The organism is Alienimonas sp. DA493 (assembly GCF_043951915.1).
Lineage (GTDB): Bacteria > Planctomycetota > Planctomycetia > Planctomycetales > Planctomycetaceae > Alienimonas.
In genome coordinates, this window is record NZ_JBINJD010000049.1 from 14849 (window position 1) to 31034 (window position 16186).

The window sequence follows — 16186 nt, forward strand, 5'->3', positions numbered from 1 at the left end:
GCTTCGTCTCAGCAGATCCGCGGCAGCTGTTCGCCGGCGAGCGTCGGCACGACCCGCTCCCCGCCCACGACCGACCGCAGGACCACCCGGCCGGGGTCCGCGGCGACGACCTCGCCGACGACCGCCGCGTCCCGCCCCAGCGGGTCGGCCCGCAGCGCCGCCAGCACGGCGTCCGCCTCGGCGGGGGGGACGACGGCGATCAACTTCCCCTCGTTCGCCACGTACAGCGGGTCGAGCCCGAGCAGTTCGCAGGCCGCCGCCACCTCCGGCCGGACCGGGATCGCCGCCTCCTCGATCCGCACGCCGACCTCGGAGGCGGCGGCCAGTTCGTTCAGCGCGGCCGACAGCCCGCCGCGGGTTGGGTCGCGCATGCACCGCGTGGACGGGCCGGCGTGGAGCACGGCCCGGGCGAGGTCGTGCAGCGGGGCGGAGTCGCTTTCGAGGACCGTGTCGAACTCCAGCCCCTCCCGCACCGACAGCACGGCCACGCCGTGATCGCCGATCGTCCCGGAGACCAGCACGCGGTCGCCCGGCCGGGCGTTGCGGATCGACAGCGCCCGCCCCGCCGGCACGCGGCCGACGCCGGAGGTCGTGATGAAGACGCCGTCGGCGCCGCCCCGGTCCACGACCTTGGTGTCGCCGGCGACGAGGGCGACGCCGGCCCGGTCGCAGGCCTGGCCCATGGAGGCGACGATCCGCTCCAGGTCGGCCATCGGCAGACCCTCCTCGAGGACGAACGCCGCCGAGAGGTACAGCGGGACGGCCCCGCCGACGGCCAGGTCGTTCACCGTGCCGTGCACCGCCAGCGAGCCGATGTCCCCGCCGGGGAAGAACAGCGGGCGGACCACGAAGGCGTCGGTCGTGAAGGCCAGCCGCGGCGCCGCCCCGCCGGGGGCGCCCTCGCCCCACGGCAGGACCGCCTGATCCTCCAGTGCCGCGAGCGTGTCGTTACGGAAGGCCGGGAGGAACAGCCGGTCGATCAGGTCGGCCGTCAACCGGCCGCCGCTGCCGTGGCCTAGTAGGATGCGGTCGCCATCGGTCCGCGGCAGCGGGCAGGCAAGCCGGGAGGGGTCGGGGAGGTCAGGCACCCGCCGCCCCCGTCGTCGGGTCCGTCTTCGCAGGATTCCGCCCCCGGTGCGGGGCGTAATGGTAGTAGGCGGCGCAGGCGCCCTCGGAGGAGACCATCGTCGCCCCCAACGGCCGCTCCGGCGTGCAGGTCGTGCCGAACTCCGGGCACTCGGGCGGCTTCTTGAGGCCCTGCAGGATCAGTCCGCTGAGGCAGTCAGTCGACTCGCCGCCAGCGGCCTGCCGGAGGGGGAACCGCTGGGCGGCGTCGAACTGTGCGTAGGCCGGGGCGAGGCGGAGGCCGCTGGCGGGGATCTTGCCGATGCCCCGCCACATACGATCCGTCACCTCGAAGACTTCCTCCAGTAGCCGGCGGGCGGACGGGTTGCCGTCCTCCGGGACGGCCCGGGCATACCGGTTCTCCACGCCGGTCCGCCCCGCCTCCAGCATCGAGACGCAGCGGAACACGCCCTCCAGCAGGTCTAGCGGTTCGAACCCCGTCACCACGACCGGCACGTCGAACCGCCGGGACAGCCCTTCGTACTCCGCGCAGCCCATCACGCTACACACGTGGCCCGGGCCGAGAAATCCCCGAACACGGTTTGTGGGGGAAGAAAGAATCGCGGCCATCGCCGGCGGGACCAGAACGTGGGAGACCAGCGCCGCGAAGTTCGTGATCCCCAGCCGCTGCGCCTGCCGCACGGCCATGGCGTTCGCCGGGGCGGTCGTCTCGAACCCGACCGCGAAGAACACGACGGTCCGGTCCGTGTTCCGCCGGGCGATCCGCAGGCAGTCGAGCGGGGAGTAGACGATCCGCACGTCCCCGCCGTCGGCCTTCACCCCGAACAGGTCGCCCCGGCTCCCGGGTACGCGGAGCATGTCGCCGAAGGAGCAGAAGATCACGTCCGGACGGGCGGCGATCTCGTGGGCGTGATCCAGCAGTTCCACCGGCGTCACACAGACCGGGCAGCCCGGGCCGTGCACCAGTTCGATCTCCGGCGGCAGCATCTCGCCCAGGCCGTACCGAGCGATCGCGTGGGTCTGCCCGCCGCAGACCTCCATGACCGTCCACGGCCGCGTCGTGACCCGCCGGAGCGCCCGCCGCAACGTCTCCGCCGCCCGCGGGTCGCGGTACTCCTCCCGAAACTTCATTGCCCGGCCTTCCCGTCGGCGTCCGCCGGCCGGCCCTGCATGCGGTCCGGCCCGTCCCCGTCGGCGGCGCCGTCGTCGGCGCCGGTACGGAGTTCTTCCAGTTCGCCCAACTCCTCGAGCAGGGCGAAGACCCGCGTCGCCTCCGCCTCGTCGATCACCGACAGTGCGAAGCCGACGTGTACCACGACGTAGTCGCCCGGCCGCACTTCGGGGACGTGCTCCAGGCAGACGCGCTTGCGGACGCCGCCGAAGTCGGCCGTGCCCATCAGGAGGTCGTCCTCCCGAAACGTCTCGGCGACGCGGCCGGGGATGCCCAGGCACATGGCGAACGACTTTCGACGCGGGGACGAAGGCGGACAGGTTTCCATGCTCCCGATCGCCGGGCGGCGGGCAAGACTCCTCAACGTTGCTCCGGCGAATCCCGCGCCGCCGCGACGGCGAGTTGGCCGAGGCTCAGCCCGCCGTCGCCGGGCGGGGTGAGGCGGTGGCGGAGGACGCGGAAGCCGTCGCGCTCCAGCCGGGCGGTCGCTCCGGCGGTCAGCAGGGCGTTCTGAAAGACGCCGCCGCTGAGCGCGACCCGGTCCAGCCCAGTCGTCGCCCGCAGGCGGCGGCAGACGTCCGCGATCATCTCCGCCGCCGCGTCGTGGAACCGCCGTGCGATCCGCCCGCGGTTCACGCCGCGGCCGAGGTCCCCCGCCGCCGCCCGGACGACCGGCCGGGCGTCGACGACCCGCGGCGACACATCGCCCGGGAGCGGTTCGAGCAGGGCGAAGCGATAGCCGGCGGACGGGTCCGGTTCGGGGCCGGCGGCGTCCGCGAGGCGTTCCAGCTCCGCCGCCGCCTGACCCTCGTAACTCGTGCGGTCGCGGACCCCGAGCAGGCCGGCGACGGCGTCGAACAGCCGACCGACGCTGGAGGTCGGCGGGGCGTTCACCCCGCGGTCGAGCATCCGCCCCACGATCTGGAGAGCGGTCGGGGCGATCCGCGGCTCCAGCGGCGACAGGTCGCAGCCGGCGTCGAGCAGGTGGGCCGCCGCCGTCCGCCACGGCTCGCGGACCGCCCGCGCCCCGCCCGGCATCGAGACGTACCGCAGATGGGCGACCCGCCGGACGGTTCGGCAGTCGCCGACCAGAAACTCCCCGCCCCAGATCGCCCCGTCGGTCCCGAACCCGGTCCCGTCGAACACGACGCCGATCGCCGGCCCGGTCAGCCCGTGCTCCGCCAGACAGGCGGCGAGGTGGGCGTGGTGGTGTTGGACCGGCACGAGTTCCAGCCCCTCGCGGGCCGCCCGCTCCCGGGCGTAACGGGTCGAGGCGTAATCCGGGTGCAGGTCGTGGGCGATCCGCTCCGGCCGGACGCCGAACAGGCGTTCGTAGTGGGCGACGTCCTCCTCGAAGGCCCGGACGGCGGCCAGACCGTCCAAGTCGCCAAGGTGATGACTGAGCAGCGCCTGCCGGCCGCGGCCGAGGGCGAACGTCGCCTTCAACTGCCCCCCGACCGCCAGCGTCGGCCGGCCGCAGGCGACCGGCAGGTCCAGCGGCCGCGGCACGTCCCCGCGGGAGCGCCGCACCGGCTGCTCCGCCCCGGCGATCCGCCGCGTTACGGAGTCGTCGCACCGCACCTGAATCGGGCGGTCGTGTGTCAGGAACAGGTCCGCGATCCCCGACAGGCGGCTGAACGCTTCCTCGTCCCGGTGGGCGATCGGTTCGTCGGAGCGGTTCCCGCTCGTCATCACCAGCAGCCCGCCGCCGACAGACCGCATGAGCAGATGGTGCAACGGGCTGGGAGGAAGCGTCACTCCCAGCGACGGGCTCCCCGCCGCGACGCCCGCGGCGATCACGGCCCCCGCCCGCGGGCGGAGCAGCACGATCGGGCGCCGCGGCGACCGGAGTAGGTCCGCTTCCCCCCCGTCCACCTCGCACAGAGCGCGCGCTGCGGCGAGGTCGGCGGCCATTATTGCCAGCGGTTTCTCCTCCCGGCCCTTCCGCCGTCGCAGATCGGCCACTGCGGCGTCGTTCCGGGCGTCGCAGACGAGGTGGTAGCCGCCGACGCCCTTCAGCGCCCCGATCCGCCCCGCCCGCAACGCCGCGGCGAAGGCGTCGAGCGGGGCGTCGTTCGGCGCCGGACGCCCGGCCGCGTCCCGCAGTTCAAGCCGTGGCCCGCAGCGGGGGCAGGCGATCGGCTGGGCGTGGAATCGGCGGTCGGCGGGATCCTCGTACTCCGCCCGGCAGTCGGGGCAGAGGGGGAAGCCGGCCATCGTCGTGCGGGGCCGGTCGTACGGCAAGCCGGTCGCGATCGTCAGCCGCGGCCCGCAATTCACGCAGTTGATGAACGGATAGCCGAACCGGCGGTCCGCGGGGTCGAACAGCTCCCGCAGGCAGGCGTCGCAGGGGGCCGTGTCCGGCGGCAGGCAGGGCGCCGCGGCGGCGTCCGGTTCGCTCGGTTCGATGCGGAAGCCGACCTCCCCACGCACCAGCCGCCGGGCGGTCGTGACGCCGTCGATCCGGGCCAGCGGCGGCGGGGATTCCGTCAGTTCATCCAAGAACTGCTCGATCACAGACCGGTCGCCTTCGACGACGACAACCGCCGCCCCGGCTCGGTTGCGAACCGACCCCGCCAGTCCCAGCCGGGTCGCCAGAGCGTGCACGAACGGCCGGAAACCGACGCCCTGCACCGTCCCGCAGACTTCAATTTCGCGGCGTTCCATCGCGGTTCGACTTGGAGCGGGGCGGGTCAGCCGGCGGGGAGAAGCGAACGGCGAATCCGCTCCGCCGCGGCGGCGACCGCCGCGACGACCGGCGGGGACGGGTCGGCGGTCGGTTCGCAGCGGCTCGCCTCCACCGTCCAGATTTCGACCTGGGCCGGCAGCGTCTGCATCTCCGCGGCAAGGGCGAGGACGGCGGGGAGGGACACGCCGTGCGTGTCCCGCGTGCGCCGCTCCGCCAGCTCCGGCGCCGGCCAGACGAACCGCCGGACGCGGCCGGGGCGGCCGGCGGGCTCGGCGGCGTCGCAGAGGATCAGCCGCTCCACCCCGTCGAGCCAGTCCAGCAGGTTCAGCGGATGCCGGGCCTGCTGAACGGCGAGGCCCGGCACTCGCTCTGCCAACCGTTCGACGAGGAGCCAGCCGGCCCGGTCGTCGCCGTGGGCGCTGCCCAGGCCGATCGCCAGCGTGCCGCCCATCAGCCGCGGTCCAGTTCCAGCCGCAGGAAGTGGGTCGCGCAACTGATGCACGGGTCGTAGCTCCGCACGAGCCGCTCGCAGTCGTGGGCGACGGCGGCGTCGTCGGTCCCGTTCTCGGCGGCGAGGATTCCCGGCAGGAACTCCGCGAGGTCCCGTTCGATTTGCCCCTGGTTCTGGGAGGTCGGCGGCACGATCTGGGCGGCGGCGATCTTGCCGTCGGCGTCGGTGCGGTAGCGGTGATAGAGCAGGCCGCGGGGGGCCTCCGTCGCCGCCCGGCCCTCGCCGGCCCGCGGCTCGTAGGCGATGCGGGACGGCCGCGGCGGCGTGTAGTTGCGGAGGATCCCCAACGCCTCCTCGTAGGCGTGCACCACCTCCAGGCAGCGGGCGACGATCGAGCGGAACGGATTGAAGCAGGGCCAGTCGACGCCGACCTCGCCCGCCAGCCGCCGCGCCGTCGGGGAGAGCCGGTCGAGGTTCAGGTTCACCCGGGCGAGCGGGCCGGTGAGGTAGCTGGTCCCGCCGTCGACCCGCACCGCCTGCAACGCGGTGGAGTGCGGGACCTGCCGTTCCACGAACTCCTCCTCAAAGCGATCGACCGGCGTGCTGCGGCCGTCGGTGGAGGCGATCGTCCCCTCGTTCATCGGGTATTCGTCCGGATGCGTCAGGGCGACCATCTCGCAGGCCGGGGCGAAATCGGGGAAGTCGAAGCCGGCGACCCAGCGGGCCGTCTCGACGGCGGCTTGCAGGTTTCGCTCAAAGTGCGGGATCAGTTCGACTACCCGGTCCCGCCGCGGCGCCCGGTAGAAGCCGCCGACCGCCACGTTGACCGGGTGGATGGCCCGGCCGCCGAAGGTCGCCAGCAGTTCGTTGCCCGCCTTTTTCAGTTCCATCCCGCGGCGGAACGCGTCGGGGTGGTCCCGGGCCATCTCCAAGCCGCTCGGATACCCGAGGAAGTCCGGCGCGTGCAGCAGGTGGACGTGCAGTCCGTGGCTCTCGATCCACTCCCCGCAGTAGATCAGCCGACGGAGCGCCCGGATTTCCGGGGAGACCGTCACCCCCAACGCGTCCTCCAACGCGTGGACGGAGCTCATCTGGTAGGCGACCGGACAGATCCCGCAGATCCGGGCGGTGACGTCCGGCACCTCCTCCAGCGGCCGGCCGCGGAGGAACGCCTCGAACATTCGCGGCGGCTCGTAGATGTTCAGCTCCACCGTTTCGACCCGCCCGTCCTTCAGCCGGACGTGCAGCGCCCCCTCCCCCTCGACGCGGGTCAGGGCTTGGATGCGGATGCTGCGTTCGCTCACGGGGCGTCTCCGGTTGCGGGTTCGGCCGGCGGGCGGGCTTCCAGCCGGTCGCTCGCTTCGCGGAACGCCGGGGCGAACCCGTTGAAGTTGCGCAGCAGCGGGACGAGCTGGGCCGGGGGAGAGCCGTGGGCGACGAACCAATCGGTGAGGCTCTGGAGGTTCGGCTGGGTTTTCGGCCCGAAGCACCCGTAGCAGCCGCGGTCGCACCCCGGGCAGAGGGCCCCGCAGCCGGCCTGGGTCACCGGGCCGAGGCACGGTTCCCCCCGGGCCACGGTGACGCAGACGTGCCCCCGCCGCTTGCACTCCAGGCACACGGAGTGTGCCGGAATCCGCGGCCGGCAGCCCCGCAGCAGGTCGCCGATCGCCCCCACCAGTTGCCGTGTGTCGACCGGGCAGCCGCGGAGTTCGAAGTCCACGCGCACGTGGTCCTGGACCGGCGTGGAGGTGGCGAGGGTGCGGATGAACTGCGGCGAGGGGTACACGGCCCGGACGAACTCCTTGCAGTCGGCCCAGTTCCGGAGGGCCTGGATCCCGCCGGCGGTGGCGCAGGCGCCCATCGTCATCAGCGTCTTCGACTCCGCGCGGATCTGTCGGATGCGGGCCTCGTCCTCCGCGGTGGTGATCGAGCCCTCCACCAGCGCCAGGTCGTACGGGCCGGGGTCGAGTCGGCTGCTGGCCTCCGGGAAGAAGGCGACGTCGAGCTCGCCGGCGATCGCGAGCAGTTCGTCCTCGGCGTCCAGCAGCGCCAGTTGGCAGCCGTCGCAGGAGGCGAACTTGAACACGCCCAGTCGCGGTCGCATCGCTCAGAGGTCCTTCACCGGGAGGAACGGGGCGAGGCGGTCGGACCGCAGCACCGGGCCGTCCTTGCAGAGGAACTGCGGGCCGAACTGGCAGTGGCCGCACAGGCCGATCGCGCAGTTCATGTTCCGCTCCATGTTCAGCCAGATCCGCTCCCCCGGGACACCGCGGCCGCGGGCGCTTCGGAGGGCGTACTCCATCATCACGTCCGGGCCGCACAGCAGCGCGACCGTCTCCCGCGGCCGCGGCAGCGGCGTGCGGTCGAGCAGCAGCGTGACCACGCCGACGTGCCCGTCCCAGCCCGGCGTCGCCCGGTCCACCGTGACCTCCACCCGCGCCCCGCGGTCGGACCACGCGGCGTACTGCTCCCGGTACAGCAGGTGTTCCCGGCTGCGGGCCCCGCAGAGGATCGTCAGCCGCCCGAAGTCGTCCGGCTCCTTCAGGATCAGTTCGATCAGCGGCCGCAGCGGCGCCAGCCCGAGGCCCCCGGCGACGAGGACCACGTCGCGGCCGCGGCATTCCTGCACCGGCCAGCCGACGCCGAACGGCCCCCGCAGGCCGAACGTGCCGCCGACGCCCAGGCCCGCCAGCGCCCGCGTGACGTTCCCCGCCGTGCGGACGGTGTGAATCAGCCGCCCGTCCGGCCGCGGCAACGCGCTCAAAGAAATCGCCGACTCCCCGATCGCCGGCAAATACAGCATGTTGAACTGCCCGGGGCGAAACTCCGGCGGGCCGGCGGCGTCCGCGTCGACGAACTCCAGCGAGTAGGTCGTCACGCCGGGCGTCTCCGGCCGCGTCGCGGCGATGCGCACCGCCCGCACGGCCCAGGGGTCGAAGTCCTGAGCGGCGGGGACCGGGATCGCGGCGGCGGGCGTCACGACGGCTCGCCCCGGATGGCGGCGACTTCCTCGGTCAGGTCGATGCCGACCGGGCACCAGGTGACGCACCGTCCGCAGCCGACGCAGCCGGACGTGCCGAACTGGTCGTGCCAGGAGGCCAGCTTGTGAGTGAGCCACTGCCGATAGCGGGACCGCACGTCCCCGCGGACGACGCCGCCGTTCATGTAGCTGAAGTCGGAATTGAAGCAGGAATCCCACTCTCGGCGCCGCTCGACGTGCTCGCCCCGAACGTCGCTGACGTCCGAGACGGAACTGCAAAAACAGGTCGGGCAGACCATCGTGCAGTTCGTGCATGAGAGGCACCGGGTCGCCGTCTCCGCCCAGCGGGGGTGCTCCAGGTTCGACAGGAGCAGGCCGCGGACGTCGGTCGTGTCGAGTCGTTTGGAGATCTGCTCGACGGCCCGTTGCCGCTCGGCCTCGGCGGCGTCCCGTTCCTCCGCGGCGGCGTCCCGCGGGGAGAGCCCGCGGAGCAGTTCGCCGCCGCGGTCGCTGCCGACCTCGATCGTGAACCCGTCCGGCAGTTCCGTCAGCGCGAGGTCGTACCCGCCCCGGCAGCGGGGGCCGGTCTCCGTCGACGTGCAGAAGCAGGTCGCCGCGGCGCCGGTGCAGTTCGCCGCGATCAGCAGAGCCCGTTCCCGCCGCCGCTTGTAGATCGGGTCGACGTACGGCCCGTGCAGGAAGGTGCGGTCCTGCACGGCGATCGCCGCCAGTTCGCAGGCCCGCACGCCGAGGAACGCGAGCGGCGGGGCATCGTCCGCGACGGTCTCGAACCGCCACCGCCCGTCGTCCTGATCAGCCTTCGCCACGACGGCGTCCGGGGGGAACAGGAAACGCTTCCACGACTGCGGGCCGATCGTGTACCCGAAGTACCGGTCCTCCCCGGGCACGAGCCGGTACTCGCCGGGGGCCTGGGCGTCGGCCCAGCCGCGGGGGAGGGCGTCGACGGATGCGATCTCGTCGAGGATAACCGCCGCCTGGTCGACCGTCGGGCCGATCACCCGGTAGCCGTCCGCCCGCAGGGCGTCGATCAGGCCCTGCAACCCGGCCCTCGGCAGGAAGAACTCGGTCGCGGAAGGAACGGTCATGCGGTCGCCGCGGGCGGGGTCGTTTCCGCGTAGAAGTCGAGCAGTTGCAGCCGCGTGGCGATCAGCCGCGCCGACAGCGCCGCCGCGAGCTGCCGCATGAGATGATACCCGGCCTTGGGGTCGGCCTCACAGAGCCGCCGCACCTCGGCGGCCGGCAGGACGACGGCGACGGTCTCCTCGGCGGTCGTCGCCCGGGCGGTCATCGCCCCCTCGCCCAGGAACGGCGACCAGCCGAGCAGCTCCCCCGGCCCGACCGTGAGCAGCGGCACGTCGCCGCGCCCCGGCACGTGCATGTCGAGCCGCACGTCTCCGCGTTCGACGAGATACACCTGCGGGTGCGCCTCCCCTTCCGCGAACAACATGGTCCCCGGGGGGAAGGACTGCGTCCGGGCCGCCCGCGCGAGCGCCCCGCGGACCCGATCCGGGAGCGGCCGGGCAAAGCGGTGCCCCTCCAGGACGGCGTCCGGGGCCGAGGCGTTCGCGGGGACAGCGGGGTCGGCGAGCGGCGGCTGCGGCCGGGTCATTTGGACGGACAGGGGGTCTGGGGTGCGGGATAAAGGGGGCCGCGGGACGGGAACGTCTCAACCCCGACCGCCGCGGTGCAGCCAAACGGGCCGGGCACTGTGCCGCAATACGAAGCGTGTCACGCTGCCCACCAGGAACCGGGTGAAGGCGTTGTGCCCCTTGTCCGCCACGACGAGCAGGTCGGCGTCCTCCAACTCGGCCCGGTCGCAGAGGGCGTCGCCGACGTGATCGGTCTCGGCCACCTCGGTCCGCACGTCGAGGCCGCGGTCGCGGAACGGCAGCGAGGCCAGTTCGACGGAGATCCCCGCCCGCTCCCGCTCGGCCCGGATCATCGCCTCGTAATCCCCGGTCGGCAGCACGCCGGGCCAGTCGGCGGCGGCCCAGTCCGGCGCGACTGGCAACACGAAGCTCAGCAGCGTGACGCGGGTTTGCGGCGGCCAGTCGAACTCAGCGATCGCCCGCGCCGCCGACCGCGAGGCCGGCGACCCGTCGCAGCCGACGATCACCCGGGGCGGGCGGTCCGGGGGCCCCGCGTCGCCGCCGGTGCGGTCCGCTTCGTCGATCGTCGCCCCGGGGGCGTTCGTGCCTCGCACGATCAGAACCGGGCAGGCGGCGTGCGTGGCGACCCGGTCCGAGACCGACCCCAGCAACGCCCGCTCCACGGCCCCGTGGCCGACGGCGCCGGTCACGATCAGATCGGCACCGAACCGCCCCGCCTCCGCCAGCGTTTCCTCGGCGGGCAACCCGTGGCGGACGCTGACGCTCACCTGCTCCGTGAGGCCGGCGAACGCCTCCGCCTCCTCCTTCAGGGCCGCACGGGCCGCGTCCCGCGCCCCGACAAATAACGCCGGCCACTCGTCGTCGAAGTGAAACGTGAGCGGCCCGACGGGCAACTCGACGGTCTGCACCAGGCGCACCACGGGCGGCTTCGGGAACGGCAGCCGGGCGAGGAAGCGGGCGGCCCGCTTCGCCGGCCGCGAAAGGTCCGTCGCCAGCAACACGCGGCTCGACGCGGCGGAGACTCCGGGGTCGTTCATGGTCGATCTCGGTCTAACGGGGAACAGCGCCGGCAGGGAAATTCGCCCGCGGACCGCCGGAGCCCGTACGCAGGCTTCGTACCACCGCGGCGTTTCCCCGGATTCTCCGGAAAAAACCCGCCGCGGCGCGCCCGAACGCACGCCAGAAGTGCGATTCCGCACCGGGGCGGACGGTCGCCGCACGCCGCCCCGGACGTCTCCGCAATCGACTGAGAATGTTGGCCGACGGGGAACCTCAGCCGGCCGGGGGCGGACCGGGGCGTTCGGCGGCGTCGCACAGCGGGGGGCTGTCGGTCGGCTCGGCGAGGAGGTCCGCGAGGGTCGCCGACCCCAGCGCCTCCCGCACCCCCGCGATCGCCCGGTCCAGCCGGGCGTGCAGCGGGCAGAGCCGGACCCCGTGCGACGGCAGGTCGAGCGGACACGTCTCGATGCGGCGGACCGGGTCGACGGCGTCCACGACCGTCAGGATCGTGACCTCCGTCGGCGGGACGGCCAGCGTGTAGCCCCCGCCGACGCCCCGCCGCGACCGCACCAGCCCGGCCCGCACCAACTGGGTCATCACCTTCGACAGGTAGGGCCCGGGCACGCGGGCGGCGTCCGTGAGGTCCCCCAGCGGAGTAGCGTCGGGGTGCCGGTCAGCCAGTAGGACCGCCGCCCGGAGTGCATATTCGGCCGTCTGCGTTAGCACGTCACGCCTTTCGGAAGCTCTATTGCAGACATCGGTATCTGGAAGTCTGATGGGTGCCGCGGTCGGGCGGAACTCCGGCCCGGCCGCGGCCTTCCAGCCTAGACGCCGACCCTCGCCCGGAACGCCCCCATGTCCGCCCCCGCGCCCGATTCATCCCCCGCCGGCGCCCCCGCCGGGGCGCCGCCGATGCAACACGTCGACGAGTCGCGGCTGGAGTCGGACCTTGCTTATCGGTTCGAGTACCTCGCCGACTTCGTCGGCTTCGGCGAGGAGGACGTCGCCGCCGTGCACGGCTCCGCGGGGGCCCTAGGGCCGCTGGTGCCGGGGCTCGTCGACGCCGTCTACGACAAGCTGTTCGCCTACGACGCGACGAGGCGGCACTTCGTCCCCCGGCAGCACGGCTACGAGAGGGAGGTCCCGGCCGACCTGAACTTCCTCACGACGGAACACGAGATGATCGCCTTCCGCAAGCAGCACCTGGGTCGCTACCTCACGCGGTTGGTGACCCGCCCCTACGACGGGGAGATGGTGAAGTACCTCGACTTCGTCGGGGCGATGCACACGCCGCACGCCGGCAACCCGCACCTGAACGTGCCTCTCGTGCAGATGAACGCCCTGATGGGGTTCGTCAGCGACGCCCTGACGGCGACGATCTGCGGACTGGGGCTGGAGCGGGACGCGGAGGTCGCCGCCCTGCGGGCGTTCGGCAAGTTGCTGTGGATCCAGAACGACCTGATCAACCGGCACTACGCCGCGGCGCCGGGGCCGGCCGCCGCCTGAGAGATCGGCCCCGGCTCAGTCGTCGTCCAACAGGACGCGGACGGCGGGCGTTTCGAGGTCGTCGAACTGGCCGCGGCGGATGCACCACAGGCAGCCGGCGAGCCCGCCGCCGCCCAGCAGCAGGGCGGCGGGGAGGGCGACGTACAGAACGCTCATCGGTTCGGCTCGCTTCCGTGGGCGGGGGGATCGGCGGGAAACGTGCGGGCGGCGAACGCCAGCCCGGTGACCAGCAGCGAACTGACCGGCATCAGCGCCGCCGCCCCCAGCGGGCCGACGACCCCGACGGCGGCCCCGGCGGTCGCCAGCAGGTTGTAGCCCAGCGAGACCAGCAACAGCCGGCGGACGGCCCGGACCGTCGCCCGCGCAGCCTCCAGCAGCGCCGGCACGTCGGCCGGCCCGCCGGGGCAGAACGCCGCCGCGGCCTGCAGGCTGGCCTCCGCGGCCCCGGCGGCGGCGATTCCCACGTCCGCGGCGGCGAGCGCCGCGGCGTCGTTCACCCCGTCGCCGACGAACACGGCCGGCGGCCCGCCCCCGGACGCGGCCCGGACGACCGCCAGCTTCTCCTCCGGCGAGAGCGCCCCGCGGGCGTCGGCGGGGTCAACCCCCGCCGACGCCGCGACCGCCCGCACCGCCGCGGGGGCGTCGCCGGACAACACGCCGACCCGCCACCCGCAGGCCTTAAGAGCGGCGACGGCGTCCGCGGCCCCCGGTCGCAGCCGGTCTCCCACGCCGAACGCGGCGACTGCCCTCGCCCCGCTCGACAGGAAGCCCGGCGACCGCCCCGCTGTCGCGAACTTGTCCGCCGCGTGGGTCAGTTCCTCCGGGACGAAGACGCCCTCGCTGGCCAGATAGGCCGCCGACCCGACCCGCACCATGACGCCCCCCACGATCCCGCGCACGCCCCGGGGGCCGTGCACCACGTCGCCGGCGGCCGGGACGGTCAGACCGCGGGCCGCCGCCGCCTCGCACAGGGCCCTGGCGACCGGGTGGACGCTCTCGGCCTCGACGGCGGCGGCGAGCGGGAGGGCGGACTCGTCGCCGGCCCATTCCGCCAGCGTCGGGCGGCCCTCGGTGAGGGTGCCGGTCTTATCGAACCAGATCGTGCCGGCCGCCGGCCCGCCGAGGCGTTCGAACAGGTCGCCCCGGCGGACGAGGATCCCTCGGTTCGCGGCCCGCCCCACCGCGACGGCGATCGCCAGCGGGGTCGCCAGCGACACCGCGCAGGGGCAGGCGACCACCAGCACGGCGACGGCCCGGCGGGCCGCCTCCGCCGCCGACCCCGTCGCCGCCCCCACCGCGGCGGCGGTGACCCCCGCGGCCAGCAGGACGGCGAGCACGAACCACGCCCCGACCCGGTCCACCCGCCGCACCAGCGGCGTGCGGGCCGACAGCGTCTCCCCCACCAGCCGGCTCAGCCCCGCCACCCGGGTCGCACCGCCGGTCGCCTCGCACCGCACCCGGACCGTCCGCGTGAGGTTCCGCCCGCCCGCGGCGACCGCGTCGCCGGGGGCCGCCGGGACGGGGTCGGCCTCGCCGGTCAGCAGGGAACGGTCCAGTTCTGTCTCGCACTCGGTCAGCACGCCGTCGGCCGGGGCGACCTCGCCGGGCCGCACCTCGACCACGTCCCCGGGCGCCAGGTCCGCGGCTCGAACCGGCCGCACGGCGCCGTCGGTCCCCACGCGGCGGGCCAGCGGCGGACGCAGGGCGGCCAGCGCCCGCACCGCCGCCGCCGCCCGCCTCTGCCCGCGGGCCTGCAACTCCCGGCCGAGTAGCAGAAAGAACACCAGCCCGCAGACCGAGTCGAACCATACCTCCGGGACCCCGGCGCCGAAGGGCGTCGTCGCCAGTTCGACCGCCCCGGCGCCGGCCCCGGCGGCGAGGCCGACGGCGATCGGCAGGTCGATGTGCGGCGTGCGGGTCCGCACGGACGCCCACCCCGACCGCAGAAAGACCCGCCCCGGTCCCAGCACCGCGGCCGTCGCCAGCGCTGTGCCGAACGCCGCCAGGTACCACCCGTGCTCCGGCGCCAGGGAGCCGTCGCGGCCGGCGTACAGGGCGACCGCCAGCCACATCGCGTTGGCAAAGCAGAACCCCGCCGCGGCGATCCGGCGGAGCCGAACCGGGCGGTCCGGGTCGTCGGTCAGTTCATCCCCGCTCGCCGGGTCCGGCAGCGGACGCAGGACGTAGCCGAAGGCCACCAGCGACCGGGCAATCCGCGACAGCGTGGTCCGGGTCGGATCGAACGTGATCTCGCACCGCCGCCGGGGCAGGTCCACGCGGGCCTCCAGCCACCCGTCGACCAGCGGGACGCTCCGCTCGATCAGCCAGGCGCAGGCGCCGCAGTGCAGGCCGTCGACGGCGACGGCGACCGCCCGGGCGCCGTCCGCCAGGTCCCGGGCGTTCGCGCCGTGCACGGCCGGCTCGTCTAACTCGGCGAAGCGGTCGGCGGCCGGGGCCGCGTCCCGCTCCGGCCGCGTCGCCCAGCCGCCCAGCCGGTCGCGGAGGGCGTAGTAATCGCCGAGGTCCCACTCGTGGATCAGCGCGTACGCCCCGCGGCACCCGGGGCAGCAGAACGCCGGCCCCGCGGCGACCGCCGGTGCCGGCAGCCCGCAGTGGGCGCAGGCCGTCGGGCCGGCCGGTTCGCGGGTCGCGGCGGCGTCCAGCGGGGCGGGGGGCGGGGCGAGGAGGGCGCTCATCGGTCGGGGCCCCCGTCGGCCCAGTTCCCGCTCCGTGCGGTGCAGTGCGGGCAGCAGGCGGGCGGTTCGGCGGTCGTCGCCGCGAGGCGTTCGACGGCGGCGGGCTCGGCCCGGGCGGCGGCCAGCAGCGGGGCGAAGTCCGCGTGGGCCCGGCCTGCGGAGGTGTAGAGCCCCGCCGCGGCCAGCGTTCCCGCCGTCACCCACCGGCCGGCAGCCGGCCAGCGGACGAGCGGGGCGGACAGCAGCGTGAGCCCTGACAGCCACGGCACGGTTCCAACCCAGAACGCCGCCATCACCGCCGCCCCGCCGACCGCGGCCCCGGCGCCCGCCGCCACGGCGGCGAAGGCGTACAGCCACCCGCACGGCAGCAGCACGGTCACCGCCCCCACCGCCGCCGGTTTCAACCCGGACGGAAGGAAGTTGATGGTCGGCCGGGCCTTCGCGACGAACCGGGCGACGGCCCCCGGCCCGGCCGCGCACGCCGCCCGCCGCGGCCAGACTTTCCAGACAGCGATCCCGATCAACAGCACGCCCGCGGCCCGCGAGGCGTTCACCGGCAGCCCGACGGCGTGGCCGGAGGCGTCCGCCGCCCGGCCCAGCAGCCCGGCGAGCGCCCCGACGGCGAGGTACGTCGCCAGCCGACCGAGGTGGTACGCGGCCAGCCGCCCCGGCCGCACCCGACCGTCGGCCGTACCGGCCCACAGGGCGAACGGCCCGCACATCCCGGCGCAGTGCAGCCCGCCCAGCAGGCTCGCGGCGGCCACGGCGAGGAGCAGCGTCGTCATCGTCCCGCCCCCCCGTTCCCAGTAGGACGGGCGGTCCCGGTCGGACGGGCAGTCGGATTGGTCTCCATCACGCGGGCTTCGGCGTCCGGCAGGGGGCGCTCGCCGCCGTCGGACAGTGCCGTCGTCACCGCCGCGTACCCCAGCCCGAGTTGAGCCAGCAGAAACAGCGTGACGAACACCCCCCACCGCCAC

Annotated in this window: 17 protein-coding genes; 1 reads left to right on the forward strand and 16 read right to left on the reverse strand. The window is 74.4% G+C overall.

Going from position 1 to position 16186, the window contains the following annotated elements:
• Positions 1 to 8: 8 nt before the first annotated feature.
• From hypE to ACG2DA_RS09760, 12 genes are all read right to left on the reverse strand, one after another.
• Positions 9 to 1088, reverse strand: a complete 1080-nt coding sequence (gene hypE / locus ACG2DA_RS09705; protein ID WP_395255391.1) for a hydrogenase expression/formation protein HypE — start codon at positions 1086 to 1088, stop codon at positions 9 to 11.
• Positions 1081 to 2217: a hydrogenase formation protein HypD gene (gene hypD, locus ACG2DA_RS09710; RefSeq protein ID WP_395255392.1), complete on the reverse strand. Its 1137-nt coding sequence runs from the start codon at positions 2215 to 2217 to the stop codon at positions 1081 to 1083. Before hypD ends, hypE begins: the two co-directional genes overlap by 8 nt.
• Positions 2214 to 2540 carry a HypC/HybG/HupF family hydrogenase formation chaperone gene (locus tag ACG2DA_RS09715; RefSeq protein WP_395255393.1) on the reverse strand — a complete coding sequence of 109 codons (327 nt, stop codon included), beginning with the start codon at positions 2538 to 2540 and terminating at the stop codon, positions 2214 to 2216. The genes hypD and ACG2DA_RS09715 overlap by 4 nt, the downstream gene beginning before the upstream one ends.
• Positions 2541 to 2617: 77 nt before the next feature.
• Positions 2618 to 4924, reverse strand: coding sequence for a carbamoyltransferase HypF (gene hypF, locus ACG2DA_RS09720; RefSeq protein ID WP_395255394.1), 2307 nt, complete (start codon positions 4922 to 4924; stop codon positions 2618 to 2620).
• Between the two features lie 26 nt (positions 4925 to 4950).
• Complete coding sequence (locus ACG2DA_RS09725) at positions 4951 to 5397, reverse strand: hydrogenase maturation protease (protein WP_395255395.1); 447 nt, start codon at positions 5395 to 5397, stop codon at positions 4951 to 4953.
• Entirely contained in the window at positions 5397 to 6701 is a 1305-nt protein-coding gene (locus ACG2DA_RS09730; protein ID WP_395255397.1) for a Ni/Fe hydrogenase subunit alpha, read from the reverse strand. The genes ACG2DA_RS09725 and ACG2DA_RS09730 overlap by 1 nt, the downstream gene beginning before the upstream one ends.
• Complete coding sequence (locus ACG2DA_RS09735; protein ID WP_395255398.1) at positions 6698 to 7501, reverse strand: oxidoreductase; 804 nt, start codon at positions 7499 to 7501, stop codon at positions 6698 to 6700. The genes ACG2DA_RS09730 and ACG2DA_RS09735 overlap by 4 nt, the downstream gene beginning before the upstream one ends.
• A 3-nt stretch (positions 7502 to 7504) precedes the next feature.
• Positions 7505 to 8377 (reverse strand): FAD/NAD(P)-binding protein, encoded by an 873-nt coding sequence (locus ACG2DA_RS09740; RefSeq protein WP_395255399.1) that lies wholly within the window; start codon positions 8375 to 8377, stop codon positions 7505 to 7507.
• On the reverse strand, positions 8374 to 9483 hold the full coding sequence (locus ACG2DA_RS09745) for a 4Fe-4S dicluster domain-containing protein (RefSeq protein WP_395255400.1): 1110 nt from the start codon (positions 9481 to 9483) through the stop codon (positions 8374 to 8376). The genes ACG2DA_RS09740 and ACG2DA_RS09745 overlap by 4 nt, the downstream gene beginning before the upstream one ends.
• A complete protein-coding gene (locus tag ACG2DA_RS09750; RefSeq protein WP_395255401.1) occupies positions 9480 to 10007 on the reverse strand; it encodes a Crp/Fnr family transcriptional regulator in 528 nt (175 codons plus the stop codon). The genes ACG2DA_RS09745 and ACG2DA_RS09750 overlap by 4 nt, the downstream gene beginning before the upstream one ends.
• 57 nt (positions 10008 to 10064) lie before the next feature.
• Positions 10065 to 11045, reverse strand: coding sequence for a universal stress protein (locus ACG2DA_RS09755; protein WP_395255402.1), 981 nt, complete (start codon positions 11043 to 11045; stop codon positions 10065 to 10067).
• Between the two features lie 235 nt (positions 11046 to 11280).
• Positions 11281 to 11733 carry an Rrf2 family transcriptional regulator gene (locus ACG2DA_RS09760; RefSeq protein ID WP_395255403.1) on the reverse strand — a complete coding sequence of 151 codons (453 nt, stop codon included), beginning with the start codon at positions 11731 to 11733 and terminating at the stop codon, positions 11281 to 11283.
• Between the two features lie 186 nt (positions 11734 to 11919).
• On the opposite strand from ACG2DA_RS09760, the gene ACG2DA_RS09765 reads away from it, so the two are divergent.
• Positions 11920 to 12513 (forward strand): protoglobin family protein, encoded by a 594-nt coding sequence (locus ACG2DA_RS09765; protein WP_395255409.1) that lies wholly within the window; start codon positions 11920 to 11922, stop codon positions 12511 to 12513.
• A 15-nt stretch (positions 12514 to 12528) separates the two neighbouring features.
• On the opposite strand, the gene ccoS is transcribed toward ACG2DA_RS09765, so the two are convergent.
• The 4 genes from ccoS to ACG2DA_RS09785 form a co-directional block, all read right to left on the reverse strand.
• Positions 12529 to 12669, reverse strand: coding sequence for a cbb3-type cytochrome oxidase assembly protein CcoS (gene ccoS / locus ACG2DA_RS09770; RefSeq protein ID WP_395255404.1), 141 nt, complete (start codon positions 12667 to 12669; stop codon positions 12529 to 12531).
• Positions 12666 to 15209, reverse strand: a complete 2544-nt coding sequence (locus ACG2DA_RS09775; protein ID WP_395255405.1) for a heavy metal translocating P-type ATPase — start codon at positions 15207 to 15209, stop codon at positions 12666 to 12668. The genes ccoS and ACG2DA_RS09775 overlap by 4 nt, the downstream gene beginning before the upstream one ends.
• On the reverse strand, positions 15206 to 15994 hold the full coding sequence (locus tag ACG2DA_RS09780) for a sulfite exporter TauE/SafE family protein (protein WP_395255406.1): 789 nt from the start codon (positions 15992 to 15994) through the stop codon (positions 15206 to 15208). The genes ACG2DA_RS09775 and ACG2DA_RS09780 overlap by 4 nt, the downstream gene beginning before the upstream one ends.
• A partial coding sequence (locus ACG2DA_RS09785) for a hypothetical protein (RefSeq protein ID WP_395255407.1) occupies positions 15991 to 16186 on the reverse strand: 196 nt, incomplete at its 5' end. The genes ACG2DA_RS09780 and ACG2DA_RS09785, both read right to left, overlap by 4 nt.

Coding starts and splice junctions, on each gene's coding strand:
- hypD (WP_395255392.1), bottom strand. CDS start 2,217: ATGAAGTTTCGGGAGGAGTACCGCGACCCGCGGGCGGCGGAGACGTTG.
- ACG2DA_RS09715 (WP_395255393.1), bottom strand. CDS start 2,540: ATGTGCCTGGGCATCCCCGGCCGCGTCGCCGAGACGTTTCGGGAGGAC.
- hypF (WP_395255394.1), bottom strand. CDS start 4,924: ATGGAACGCCGCGAAATTGAAGTCTGCGGGACGGTGCAGGGCGTCGGT.
- ACG2DA_RS09725 (WP_395255395.1), bottom strand. CDS start 5,397: ATGGGCGGCACGCTGGCGATCGGCCTGGGCAGCGCCCACGGCGACGAC.
- ACG2DA_RS09735 (WP_395255398.1), bottom strand. CDS start 7,501: ATGCGACCGCGACTGGGCGTGTTCAAGTTCGCCTCCTGCGACGGCTGC.
- ACG2DA_RS09745 (WP_395255400.1), bottom strand. CDS start 9,483: ATGACCGTTCCTTCCGCGACCGAGTTCTTCCTGCCGAGGGCCGGGTTG.
- ACG2DA_RS09750 (WP_395255401.1), bottom strand. CDS start 10,007: ATGACCCGGCCGCAGCCGCCGCTCGCCGACCCCGCTGTCCCCGCGAAC.
- ACG2DA_RS09755 (WP_395255402.1), bottom strand. CDS start 11,045: ATGAACGACCCCGGAGTCTCCGCCGCGTCGAGCCGCGTGTTGCTGGCG.
- ACG2DA_RS09765 (WP_395255409.1), top strand. CDS start 11,920: ATGCAACACGTCGACGAGTCGCGGCTGGAGTCGGACCTTGCTTATCGG.
- ccoS (WP_395255404.1), bottom strand. CDS start 12,669: ATGAGCGTTCTGTACGTCGCCCTCCCCGCCGCCCTGCTGCTGGGCGGC.
- ACG2DA_RS09775 (WP_395255405.1), bottom strand. CDS start 15,209: ATGAGCGCCCTCCTCGCCCCGCCCCCCGCCCCGCTGGACGCCGCCGCG.
- ACG2DA_RS09780 (WP_395255406.1), bottom strand. CDS start 15,994: ATGACGACGCTGCTCCTCGCCGTGGCCGCCGCGAGCCTGCTGGGCGGG.